7 protein-coding genes are annotated in these 12,791 nt (G+C 55.4%); 2 read left to right on the top strand and 5 right to left on the bottom strand.

Features of this window, described 5'->3' with window-relative positions:
* Window positions 1–979 (bottom strand): serine/threonine protein kinase (locus FBQ85_16775; GenBank protein MDL1876800.1); only part of this gene is annotated, 979 nt, incomplete at its 3' end.
* A gap of 214 nt (window positions 980–1,193) precedes the next feature.
* On the opposite strand from FBQ85_16775, the gene FBQ85_16770 reads away from it, so the two are divergent.
* Complete coding sequence (locus FBQ85_16770) at window positions 1,194–1,451, top strand: hypothetical protein (GenBank protein MDL1876799.1); 258 nt, start codon at window positions 1,194–1,196, stop codon at window positions 1,449–1,451.
* A 10-nt stretch (window positions 1,452–1,461) separates the two neighbouring features.
* Window positions 1,462–2,541 carry a serine/threonine protein kinase gene (locus tag FBQ85_16765; GenBank protein MDL1876798.1) on the top strand — a complete coding sequence of 360 codons (1,080 nt, stop codon included), beginning with the start codon at window positions 1,462–1,464 and terminating at the stop codon, window positions 2,539–2,541.
* Between the two features lie 240 nt (window positions 2,542–2,781).
* Here the strand turns inward: FBQ85_16765 and FBQ85_16760 are convergent, their stop codons facing one another.
* The 4 genes from FBQ85_16760 to FBQ85_16745 form a co-directional block, all read right to left on the bottom strand.
* On the bottom strand, window positions 2,782–5,094 hold the full coding sequence (locus FBQ85_16760) for a choice-of-anchor D domain-containing protein (protein MDL1876797.1): 2,313 nt from the start codon (window positions 5,092–5,094) through the stop codon (window positions 2,782–2,784).
* Window positions 5,095–5,231: 137 nt separating this feature from the next.
* Complete coding sequence (locus FBQ85_16755; GenBank protein MDL1876796.1) at window positions 5,232–5,903, bottom strand: class I SAM-dependent methyltransferase; 672 nt, start codon at window positions 5,901–5,903, stop codon at window positions 5,232–5,234.
* Window positions 5,904–6,713: 810 nt separating this feature from the next.
* A complete protein-coding gene (locus FBQ85_16750) occupies window positions 6,714–10,871 on the bottom strand; it encodes a response regulator (GenBank protein MDL1876795.1) in 4,158 nt (1,385 codons plus the stop codon).
* A 715-nt stretch (window positions 10,872–11,586) separates the two neighbouring features.
* Entirely contained in the window at window positions 11,587–12,705 is a 1,119-nt protein-coding gene (locus tag FBQ85_16745) for a tetratricopeptide repeat protein (GenBank protein MDL1876794.1), read from the bottom strand.
* Between the last annotated feature and the right edge of the window lie 86 nt (window positions 12,706–12,791).

Here is a 12,791-nt window from a genome sequence, read left to right as displayed (position 1 = left end):
TGCCCGTACCGCCGGGACCGGTCAAGGTCAACAGGCGAACCTCCGGCCGGAGCAGAAGCTGGGTGACGGCCTCGATCTCCGCTTCGCGCCCGATGAGCGGTGTGGATTGCGCCGGCAAATTGTTGGTGCGCGTGCTCACCGTTTTTGTCGGTGGCATGCTGATCTCGGCTGACGACAAAAGCTTTCTCAAATCGAAGAGCAACTCATCGACACACTGATAACGAGCGGACAAACTTCTTTGCAGCGCCTTCTCGACGATGGCTTCCAAGGCCGGCGGCACGTCCGGACGCAAATCAGTGATTGGCTCGGGTGTTTCATTGATGATCGCATAAATCAGCACTTGTTCATGATCGCTTTGAAACGGCAGTTGCCCGGCGAGCATTTCATAAAGCACCACGCCAAACGACCAGAGATCCGTGCGCTGATCGACTTTCTTGCCGCGCACTTGCTCGGGCGACATGTAGGCCACGGTGCCCATCGTGGATTTTTCTTTGGTCAGAAACGAGCTGCCGGCCAGTTTGGCGAGTCCGAAATCAATGATCTTGATTTGATCCTTGCGGGTTACCATGATATTCGAACTTTTTATATCGCGATGAAAGATGCCCTTTTCATGCGCCGCCTGCAAACCGGCAGCAATTTGCAGGGCAAAACTGATCACGCTGGCCACCGGCAATGGAGCGCTGGCGGCTTTTTGACGCAGCGTTTCTCCTTCGACATGCTCCATCGCGATGAAAAATCTATCGTCGGCTTCGCCAATTTCGTAGATGGTGCAAATGTTGGGATGATTAAGAGCCGCCGCCGCACGGGCTTCTTGCAGCAACCGCGCCCTGGCCTCGGCGTTGCGCGCCAAATTTTCCGGCAGAAATTTTAGCGCCACTGAGCGTTGCAGCTTGGTGTCTTCTGCTTTGTAAACGACACCCATGCCGCCCTCGCCCAATGGCTCCAGGTTTTTGTAATGGGATACGGTTTGGCCGATCATCGCCGGTCTCAGAATTGTCTTGGTGGATGGAGGCCACTTCCATAACGGCTGAAAAATTGACAGCTAAATTATAGAGGAATTCGGTCAAACGCAAGCGGCATTGCAGGATGGCACCTGCGATGGTTTTCCGGCGGCGTTTGTCCAGAGCAAATAGTGATATGGCGTGTGTATTCACTTTCTGGGGATTATGCTTGATTTGTGGGCCAGATTTCATATGTTTGGTCGCAGCACTCCGTTTTCGGACTTGGTGAACTTCCGCAAGATTCGCCAGTTTCCAGAAGGGCCGCACGAAGTTGAGCACGTCGCAGAGACGGATGTGATCGTTCCCTTTCCGGGCGAAACCGGCACGGGCAACGAAATGATCGCGCGCCTTGCAACGATGACGAGAATCAATAAGCCAAGGGCCGTTCCCAAACGAAATGGCTATCTGACCGTTGTATTCACTCTTCATATTAGGGAGATTCTTCCATGAAAGCTATGCCTTGTGTCTCGCGTTGATCCTGCTGAATGCAACAGCCCTCAAGGGATCATTCGGGCGCTTCGATTGGCCGAAGTGGCAGGGACCCGACCGGAATGCCATTTCCAAGGAACGCGGCCTGCTCAAAGAATGGACGAAGGATGGCCCGCCGCTCGCGTGGAAGATCAAGGGGCTTGGCGGCGGCGACAGCGCGCCCTCCATTGCAGATGGGAAAATCTTTGGCATGAGTAATCGTGGCAAGGACGAAGTCGTTTGGGCCCTTTCCGAGGCGGAGGGCAAGACGCTCTGGGTGACTCGTCTAGGCCCGGCATTCCCGCAAAGCCGGCCGCAGGGCAAAGAGGGGCCGGGATGCACGCCAACGGTCGATGGAGAACGGCTTTATGTTATCGGCTTGGGCGGCGACCTGGCTTGCCTGCAAGTACGCGACGGTAAGATCCTTTGGCAACGCAGCCTGCAACGCGATTTCGGCGGAGAAGTGCCGGTTTGGAGTTTCCGCGAATCACCGCTCGTTGATGGCAACAAAGTCATCTGCACGCCCGGCGGTGAAGGCGCGACGCTGGTCGCCCTCGACAAGTTGACCGGCAACACGATTTGGAAAAGCCAGGTGCCCGGCAATCCCGGCGCGGCTTACTCATCAGCCATCGCAATCGACTTCGAGGGGCAGCGCCAGTACGTGCAGCTCACCGCAGATGCACTTGTCGGGGTTGCCGCATCAAACGGCAAATTTCTCTGGCGATATGATCGCGCGGTCAGCAACAGCGGCATCAACTGCTCCACGCCGGTCTACCACGACGGCCACGTGTTCGCCGCCTCCGCATATGGTAATGGCGGTGGTTTGGTAAAGCTGAGCAAGGAAGCGAACAGTACTATCACAGCCCGGGAAGTCTATTTCACCAACAGAATGCAAAACCATCACGGCGGCATGATCGTCGTCGATGGCTGTCTGTATGGCGCGAACGGCGGCAATTCCGGCGGCTACCTCGTCTGTCTCGACTTCATGACCGGCAATGTTCTGTGGGACGAGCGCCGGAGCGAGCGCCGGGCACAACCATCTCCTGTGATGCAGGCGCGCAGTCGGGGTTGATCAATGCACCGCATGTTAAGTTTGTCATGAAAGATTCATTTCTGTCTGGTGAATGAATTCCAACAGCGCAAGAAGTCAAAAACCGCAACACAAAACGAGCGTCGTCCGAACTTTCCGGACGACGCTCGCAAGGCGCGATTCGTGGTTGGTAATTCGTAATCCGAAATTCGTAAAACGTAACACGTAACGATAGCGCATTTACGCTTTACGCATTACGTTTTACGCTTCACGTTCCACCTTTCATTTCAACAACAAAAGCCTTCTCTGTGCAGTGAATTCCCCGGCTTTGATCACATACAGATACACGCCGCTGGCCACGCGCGCGCCGCTCGCATCGGTCGCGTCCCACGTAAAGCCGTGGCGGCCCGCATTCATCGCACCGGTAACGAGTCTCTTCACCAATTGCCCGTTCGTGTTGAAAATTGACAATGTCACGTCGCTCGCTTCGGGCAGGGAGAAACTAATCGTCGTGGTGGGATTGAACGGGTTGGGATAATTCTGTTCCAAAGCGTAATCCGTAACGACTTCAGAGGTGGCGACCTCGGACGCCGGTGACTTCGGCAAATTGCCCGGGCCTGGTAAACTGCCCGGCGAGTCATGATGCAGGAACAAGCAATCGTTGCTCACGAAAATTTCTTTGGCGCTGATCGAGCCGCGCAGTTGCGTGTTCTTCACCAGCGTCACCTTCGCGTTGGGCGCGTTGAACGAGCCGACCAAGTACGCCTCGCGGCCCCAGTTGGCATTTGTGCTTTGCAGGGTGTTGAAGGTCACCAGCTTGCTGTCCGACTCACCGTTGGGCAAGAGCACAATCGCGGCTTCGTGGCCGAGTTGGAGATTGGTGACAACGTTGATCACCACCGGGTCGCCGCTTGAAAGATCAATCTCAATCTTTCCGCCTTCAATCGAACTCGAATAGCGCAGCTCCGTCATGAAGTATTCGCCGCTGGAGAGCTTGAGCGTGCCGTTGTTGCTCATGGTGACGATGCCATACGATCCGGGCGCGAGCGTAAGCGAGCCTCCGGAGGGAACGGTCTTGTTCGGCCCGCCTGCGCTGTAGCTCAAACTCGGCAGCGGCTCGGTATTCACCGGGCCAATCGTTTTTGTGCCGGTGATGGTGCCGGAATTGCTGATGCTGGTTTGCGAGCGCACGTTGCCATTGATGGTGTTGCGTTTCTCAATGGTAATTTTGCCCACGGCTATGAGGTTGGAATGGTAGGTGCTGGGTTCGCCCTTCTCAATTAAGAGCGTGCCGTTGGAATGCATGTCGCCGCCGGGCGTGTTTTGCTTGGTCTCTTCCAGCGTGATCTTGTTGGCGAGGAAGACGAACTCTGAAGGCGCCGCCACTCCCGTCCCTTGCACCACGAACTCATAAGGATTTTCATCGCTGTCGTCGTTGGCAATGCTGAACGTTGCCGTGCGCAAGCCCGGCGCCTCGGGATGGAAGTGCACGGTAAAGGTGGTTGTGCTGCCCGCGCTCACCGATGAAGCAGGCGGCGCCAACACGGTAAACTCCGAAGCATTCGGACCGCTGACCTGCACTCTGGGCAGAGCGCCGGTGAGATTGAGCGCGGCCGAGCCGGTATTGGCGATGGTAAAAGTGCGCGCGACAAAATTGCCTGGGGCTGCCACCGCGCTGCCGAAGTCAGTGCCCTCCGCGGTGCTGGGTGTGTCGTCGCCGTTGGCAATGGCAACGCCGTTGTATCGCACCTCCATCTCCGGCAGATGAACAGTCAATGCTGCAGCAGAACTGGTGACGTTCCCGCAGGAATTGGCCACCACGCAATCGTAGCTGCCAGCTTCCACACCCGTAACGTCGGTGAGTAATAACGTTGCCGTGGTGGCGCCGGAGACAACACCACCGTCCGAAAGATTGACGCCGTCCTTGCGCCATTGGTAGGAAAGCGGGGAGGTGCCGTCGACCGTCACACTGAATGAGGCGTTATCGCCCGAGAATATATCGACATCGACGGGTGACAACGTGATTGATGGGGCAGTACAAGCGGACATGCCGAACGTCATTGCCTGGCTACTGAATTCCCCACCACCGGCAGTCGAATTGACCGTCAACGAAGTGAGGGGACCGGCAAAGGTGATGATGCCTTTCATGAAATAGCTCGAGCTTTTAATGATTTGATTGCTGGTGACGGTGGCGCCGCTCAAACCGGAAGCCACTGTAAACGGCTCACTAAAGGTGTAAACGTAAGGGCTTCGCCAAGAGTACAGGTACAGCCGGAGGCCGGTTACCGGCTCGCTGAAGGATACGGACCAATCACTGTTCCCAGAAAACGATATCACCTCCTGCGAGGTCGAACCCGGTGCGGCAGAATAGTCCGGGCCCGAGAGGTTGTATGCCCTAACCAGATTCGATGATGTAAAATTGCCGGTGGTTACCGTCACTGACCCGAGCACCCCCGTCGTCCCGTTTGTCCAATCCATGAAGAGATCCTGCGCCGCTGCCGGCCTCGTCATGGCCGCGACAAACAGCGCCGCCGCCAGCCACGGCCGCATTGTCATACGCCTGGATTTTTGAGAGTACCTCTTTGCGCAACTCATGAACACGTCTCCTTTGGTTGAATTAGTGACCACTGGTTGTTTGTCAGCATTTGTTGGGTTTTGGAATTGTGAAAGTACTGAACCTCACCTCAACTCATTCTTCTTCCGTTCCCTCCACGACACCATCACTCCGGCCTCTACGTCCTTCCCATAAAGAACGCCACAGAACCCACGAGATGCATTTGATAATCACTGTAGTGTGCTTGCAACGCCTGCTCCAAATCCCGCGGCGAGTCCCGCTTGTTGCCAAAAATGCCGTGTGCGTTGTAAATCAGCAAAAAGGCGCGCGCCAGGGGAGAATGCGCCACCCCTTTGCCCAAAATCGTAGTGCCAAATACCACCCCGCCGCTGCGATTCAGCAGCGGCTTGACATGCTGAAACACCACGCTCTTGTCGGACAAATCGCCCGGCAGGCAGTGCAGCAAATAGTTCATGGCGATGGAATCAAAGCTTGCCGGCTTTATCCAAAACGGCCTGAGCACATTGACGACGTGTGTCGTGGGTTCGTAGCGCCGCAGCCGTCTGGCCGCCATTTCCAGGCTGTTGGGATTCAAATCCGCCAGCGCAATGTGCGGGTGCGGCGCCGGGAAAGTGCACTTGTCCAGGAAATAACCCGTGCCCACCCCCAGGTCCAGATGCCGGCCGGAGACATGCTCATTGTAGAAATCCACAATCAGCCGCGAGGGGCAACGCCAGGCGAACCGGTTCGAGAAACCCAGCACGAACAGGTCATAAATGGAAAGCACGCTCTTGCTGTAGATGGCTGCGCCGGCGGCATGTGCCGCTGCCCGGTTTTCAGTAGCTGTCATTTCTTGAGAACCCTTTTGGTTCAAAATGATTGTCTGTTCGTCACGCGAAAAGATAAGAAAATTCAGCAGGGGAATGCTTTGCCGGGGACGACTTTGTTCAGTTCAGATGCGACCTGGCGTGGTTGAATGCGACATTTTCCTTGCTAAATGCGACATGGGGGGAGGAAGAGAGGGTGAGAGGGGGAAAGGGAGAAACGGGAAGAGGGAGATTAGACCCTTCGCTTTTCTAAAGTTAGGATAAAATTCTGAAAGTTTATGGCAGAATAATTTGCCGGCAGAACGATTTGAAATAATTTTGTCGATAAATCATCCTGCCAATTTTTTTTCGGCGACGTTCGGTAACTGCGGCACATTTCGGCGGAAAAGCTTTCATACCGATGATCTCTGAAGACAGCAAGTTTCACCGAACAGTTTTTTGCTGCTTCGCAGAAGCTTTGATTTGCAGCTTTCGAGGCAGTTCTTTATCCTCGTAAATCGTAGCGGCCTTTGCGGCTCCTTTGCGAACATTGCGGTTATCGCATCAATGCCAGACATTCTCGAGTTGAAAAATTCTCAGCCTTGCCGAACATTTACTCTTTCTCAACCGCAAAGTCCGCCACGATCGCGCAAAGGTTAAAAGCCATAAAGCGCTCGAAGTCAGCATAATCCCGTCCGGACGATATTGACAGGTTTTCAACCACAAAGCAAACAGTTGAACCGTGGAGACGCCAGGATCGCAGAGTTCCAACCTCAAGAAGTCTTTCTCAGCGCTCTCTGCGACACTGCGGTTCCGCCAGATCAAAAGATCGGTTTTTGGAGGCAGAGCAAGTATTACTGCTTTTCCTTGCCGGGGATCATTTCCGAGGGGGACTGGCCATATTCCGCGCGAAAGGCTTTTGAGAAGGCTGTGACATCCCCGTAGCCGACTCGAAACGCGATCTCGGTAACCGTACCGGCTTTTTGCTCGAGCAATTGTTTGGCGCGCTGCAGCCTCATGCTGCGGATGCACTGCTGCGGGGAGGCGTCGGTCAGCGCTTTCAGCTTGCGCTGCAACTGCCGCATGCCCATGCCGGCTTTTGCCGCAAGAGCATCAACGCTGAAGTTCTCATCATCCATATTCGCTTCGATGATCTCGCGCACCTTCTGCAAAAACTCCTGATCCAGCGACGAAGCCTGTACCGCCGCGGGCGAGAGCACGGCTTTGGCGCCGGTTTGCTGCCGCAATTTCCGCCGCATCTCAATCAGCTTGCGCACGCGCACCTGCAACTCCTTGGTGCCGAACGGCTTGATCAGGTAGGCATCCACACCGGTTTCCAGACCTTCGAGTTTCTCCTCTTCCGCCGCTTTTGCGGTCAGCATGATGATGGGAATGTGGCTGGTCAGTTCATGGTTGCGAATGCGGCGCGCCAACTCGTAACCGTCGATTCTCGGCATCATCACATCGCTGATGATGAGGTCGGGAATGTATTCCTGCGCTTTGGTGAGGCCCTCCTCGCCGTCCTTGGCTTCGATCACGCGATAGCGGCCGTCGAGATGCTGGCGCACATATTCGCGCACGTCGGCATTGTCCTCGACGATGAGAACAAACTCTGATGGAGCCGTGGATTGTTGGATTGCTGGAGTGTCGGATTGTTGGATTATTCGATCAATGGAGTGATGGATTGTCGGAGTGATGGTCTCGGGCAACTGCTCACTGATATCTACCAACTGATCACTGGCCACTGATGACTGTTCACTGACAACCGGCAACCGCACGACGAACGTTGTGCCAAACCCTTCGCTGCTTTCCACGGAAATCGTACCGCCGTGCAATTCAACCAGTTCCTTGGTCAGCGCCAGGCCGATCCCTGTGCCTTCGTGTTCGCGGGTTTGTGAGGCATCAACCTGGTAAAAGCGGTCAAAGATGTGAGGCAGACGCTCCGCTGGAATGCCGATGCCGCTGTCGCGGACAGTGATGATGGCATGGCGCGGAGAGTCAAGGGCCTTCTTTGCGTTCTGTTCAGAGTACCCGGTTTTCTGCTCATTGCCAAGCATCACTGCCACCGCAACTTTTCCTCCTTCCGGCGTGAACTTCATCGCATTCGAAAGCAGGTTGTACACCACCTTCTCGATTTTCTCCTGATCGAAGTTGACGATGACGGCGTCGTGCGCCGCCTCAAAACGCAGGTCGAGGTTTTTCTGTTGTGCAAAAGATTCAAACGAGGCCGTCAGGCTTCGCAGGAGAGGCACGAGATTACCCGGCCTGGCGGCGAGCGTCATACGCCCGGCTTCGATTTTCGACAAATCGAGCAATTGGTTGATCAGACGCAGCAGTTGCCTGGCATTGCGCAGTGCCATTTGCAGCTTGTTGCGGTCTTTGTTCTCTGCCGGCGCGTTCAGTTCGCTTTCAATCTGACCCATAATCAGCGTCAGTGGGGTGCGAAACTCGTGCGAGATGTTGGCAAAGAAGCGCGACTTGAGCGCGTCCAATTCCTGCAACTTCTCGGCTTCCATTTGACGCAGCTCGGCGCTGTGTTTGAAACGCTGGCGGCTCATTTCATAGCGCCGCACGCTGTAAAACAACGCCCAAACAATTACCGCATAAATCGCATAAGCCCACCAGGTGCGGTACCAGGGCGGGAGAATGGTGAAGGCATACTCGCCCTCGCCGCTCAGATGTTGGTATACATTTCTCGCGCGGACGCGAAAACGGTAGTCGCCTTCCGGCAGGTTGGTATAGTCCTTCTGAGTTTCTGCTGCCCAGTTTGACCAGCCCTCATCAAATCCTTCGAGATAGGTTTGATACTCTGTTTGGGAGGGCATCTCGAAGCTGGCGGCGGCAAACTCGAAGCGCAGCGCATTGGCGGCATAAGCAATAACCGGCGGCTTTTGCATGGCGGCCTGCGCAGCGCCGTCATAAATCACCGAATCCTGGTTGGCGGTCACACGCCGAATCAGGCACTGAAAATCCACCGCATAGTTCTTTCTGACATTTGCATCGAACCGCAGAACGGTTTCACTGGTGCCAAACCACATCAGACCAGGATGGTCGGAATCAGCATAAATGGCGTTGAGCGAACCACCTGGTTCCGTAAGACGCTGAAACGGAGTGGCCTGCGCTTCATAACCGCCATCCGGCAGCGGAATCAGCTTGATCACCTCTCCCTTGGCGCCCTCGCCACTGGAGATCCAGACGTTGCCCTTCTGGTCTTCGTAGACCGGATTAATCCAGCGCGTCGTATCTGCGAACCGGGCGCCAAAGCTGGAATCAGGCACAAAGTGCCGGCTGGTTTCGTCAAACCGGCGCAGACCTTTTTGAGTGGCGAATAGGGTACGGCCGGCCACGCGATACACCAGCGCAAAACCGTCCGGGACGCGGTGCGCTTTGCCAAATTGCTCGATGCGGCAGTTCAAGGAATCCGCCTGAATGAGACTGGCGGAATCGTATTGCACGAAATCCTCCGGCAGCGTGACACGGAAATACCCATTGCTGCGTGTGCCCAACCACAATCTCCCCGGCGCTTCCTCAACAATGGTTCTGATCTGCTGGTTAATGCCCGGAACCCGCCCGGCGAATTGCCAGCGTCCCCCGGACTTCTGCAAGAGTCGCAGGCCGTTCTCATGGCCCAAGAAAATAAAATTTCTGTTGAATCGTGAGCGGCACAGTTGAAAAGTATAGAGATTGGCCAGTACTTCGGGCTTTTCGCCGGTGTTGACGAGATGGATGGCAAAGGTTGTGGCCACCATCAACCCATCTTCTGTCGACAACAATGCCCACGCTTGTTGATCGACTTCCGGCACCGGCATGAAGACAGCGGGATTGCCGCGGGCTGCGGGCAATGATAAGTACTGCAGGCCGCGTCCGGTTGCAACGTACAAGAGACCACGGTGTCTGGTGATCGCTTCAACGTTGCTGGTGACGCCGGCGGCCTCATTGAAAATTGCAAGAGGTGAGGGCAATTCCACGCGGGCCAGTCCATTGTTGAGCGCCAGCCACAGGCCGCCCTCGCGGCCGGCATAAACTGCAAACACACCGTCATCGCGCAGGCCGGACGCCTTGTTCAGTATGTGCAAGAGGCGGCCTTGTTGATTCATGATCACCACGCCGCCTGAGAAGGTGCCCAACGCCAGCGTGCCGTCATTCAAAACGGCGCCGCGAAAGACAGACTTCGCCCTCAAATACTCCGTCAGTGACGGCTCCAACGCCAGCGGCTCGAAACGATCATTTTGAAAAACATAGCCGGCGCCGCGACGGCTTATGGCAAGACTGCGCGTTGAACTCTTGTCGCTTGGCGACAGAGGCAAAAGGGCATAAATCTCTTCTTTTTGAAGATCGTCATTTACCCGGATCTCCTGGAGCTCGTCGCCCTTCACTTTGACAACAGCATTGGCGCCGGCCATGGTGAGAAAAATCGAATCGCCAGCTTTGTGTGCAAAAAAGAAGCTGGGATTTTTCGCAATCCAGTATTGCAGGGTATCCGGAGGCGAAGCCGCTGTTCCTGCAAGAGCCGCCGGCTTGTCGCGATTCAACCGGAACAAATAATTCACCGTTCTGAAATAAACCCCCTGGCTGTTCGCCAGAATCTCCCACACATCAGCAAAATCGCGCATCTCGGGCTTGACGCGATCCAACAATGAAACATAGCGCAACTGCCCGGCGCCATCGGGCGCCAGGTAACCGAACTCGCCGCGCGCGCCGACATAAACCCGCCCGTCCTCGTCAACGGCGAGTGAGCGCACCACCGTGTTGTTTGAAACTGGGATCAGTCGCCAGCTCACGCCATCATAAATCAGCACGCCGGAGCCATTGCCAAAATACATCAGGCCGTCGTGACCTTGCACGATTGCCCAATTCTGGTTGTAGGCATTGTATTCTTTGGGACTGAAATTTTGAATGAAGGGCAGGCCGGTTTCGCCGGGCGGCGGATCAATCTGAGTTTGTGTTTGTCCGCGTTGCGGCCCGAGTAGGCAACACAAAAAGGTGTAGGCGAAGAAGAAATGCTTCGTCATTGATCACTGTCCCGGTTAAGAAATCATCAAACAGGCACCTTGCGGGTGATGAACGGCCACAAACGTCGACATCAAAATTTGGTGATTCAGCCTGGCCAGAATCGTTTGCGTGGCTCACGAGGTACAGGATTTCACCGCGATAGCAAAGGTATCCTAAGGCGCCCTCGCCGAATTCATGGGGTGCTGCGCATCATTGTGCCGTTTTTTGAAGACCTGAAGAATGCCATTCTCAACAAATCCAGGCGCGCAGAGGCGCAACCACGAAGCGGTGACATGATTATAGACGAGGGCAGCAAAGATTCACCGAACCCCGTAGGGGTGAAATAAGACGAAAACGCAATGGCCGGAACAAAATATTTCACCCCTTCGGAGCAAACGTATCAAGCTGAGAGCATTATCGCAGGCTTCGAAGGAACGTGATGTGATAGCCCAGGGTGGAAACCTGAGACCGCGATTGGTTCCAAATAATTACGATCACCCTGAAAGAGCAGAATAGAAAACGAATGTCGCCCCGTTGGGGACTGGCACCATCCTTTAGCTTGACACCTATGCCCTATGGAAAACTCAAAGGCGCTGCTGCTACTGCTCGTCCGCACCTTCCAACGCATACGCAATGGCCTGCTCCTCCGTCATCGTTTTGCCAGCAGCAAATTCCGCATCAAATTCACCATCCATTAACCCAGCGCGCAGGGCGGCGACTTCACGAGTGAATCTCTCATGCTCGCGCATCGACATGGGTGCGCCAATCTGCGCGCACAGAAGCTCGGCGGCGGCGAAAAGCCGTGCCGCGCGCGTTACGATTTTCGACGAGCGCGACCCGTCCATATCCAACTAGGGCCTCGGCAATGCCAATCTTGTTGCCCAATTCTCCATGCCGCGACAGGCTTTCATGATAGCAAGCTTTGGCTCGGGCATAATCATTTTTCTCGAGCGCAACATCGCCGAGACGACAGAGAGCGCTGGCAATTCCCCATTGACTTTCCCGTTCCCGCGACATCGCCAGGCTTTCTTCCAAAAGCGCCTCGGCGCGTTGAAAATGGCCAAATTCCTGAGCGGCGATTCCCAGCCAGTAAAGCCCCAATTCAATTCCCCACCTGTTGTCAATCACTCTTAATGCCGCGATGCCCTCCTCCAAGAGTTTTATTGCGTCTTCGAGATCGCCTTGTTTGCGCGCCGTATTGCCGAGCAAAATCAACATCCAGGCCAAACCCTGCTTGTCGTCCAGCCGCTGATGTAGCCGGCGAGATTCTTCGAGGTGTGAAATCGCCTTCTGATAGTTGCCCCGTGTCGCTTCAAATTGTCCCAACACGTTTTGAGAAAAAGCCGTGCCTCTTTCGTCCCCAATGTTTCGGCGGAGAGCAAGCGATTGCTCCTGCAAGGAAAGCGCTTGCGCCAAATCGCAGTGGAAAAACGCCACCCAGCTCAGGTTGTTCAACGCCACCGCTTCGCCGCGTTGGTCTCCTGTCTGCCGATGCAAATCCAAAGCTTCTTGCGAAAGCGCTTGCGCCGTCGCGAGCTCAACGCGGTAGCAGGCGATCCAAGCCAGGTTGTTGAGGGCGATCCCCATTCCCCTCTTGTCGCCAAGCTTTCGCCAAATCTCCAGACTTTCTTGCAGAAACGCGCGAGCAGCACGATAGTCGCACAGGATGTTAGCGATGGTGCCGGCGCCGTTTAAGGCGCTGGCGCGTTCTTTGGAGTGCGGCGCCGCGTTGGGAAGCGTCAGCAGCGCATTCAGCCGATCGTAACCTTCTCTAACATGGCCACGCCAAAGCCAGAATCGCCACAACGCTCCGCCCAGGCGCAAACCAAGATTCACCTCGCCGGTGGCTTGCACCCAGTTGAACGCGGCGCGAAAGTTTTCGTGTTAAAACCGCTTCGAGAAGTTTGATACCAAGTGCCGGCAAGATCCGTGATAAAGCT

The organism is Cytophagia bacterium CHB2 (assembly GCA_030263535.1).
Classification (GTDB): domain Bacteria; phylum Zhuqueibacterota; class Zhuqueibacteria; order Zhuqueibacterales; family Zhuqueibacteraceae; genus Coneutiohabitans.
The sequence above is the reverse complement of the archived record's forward strand: the minus strand, read 5'-3'. Positions and strand labels throughout refer to the sequence as shown.

What these genes read in the sequence shown, in the direction of transcription:
- FBQ85_16760 (MDL1876797.1), bottom strand. Translation starts at nt 5,094, where the DNA reads ATGAGTTGCGCAAAGAGGTACTCTCAAAAATCCAGGCGTATGACAATG.
- FBQ85_16770 (MDL1876799.1), top strand. Translation starts at nt 1,194, where the DNA reads ATGTTTGGTCGCAGCACTCCGTTTTCGGACTTGGTGAACTTCCGCAAG.
- FBQ85_16750 (MDL1876795.1), bottom strand. Translation starts at nt 10,871, where the DNA reads ATGACGAAGCATTTCTTCTTCGCCTACACCTTTTTGTGTTGCCTACTC.
- FBQ85_16755 (MDL1876796.1), bottom strand. Translation starts at nt 5,903, where the DNA reads ATGACAGCTACTGAAAACCGGGCAGCGGCACATGCCGCCGGCGCAGCC.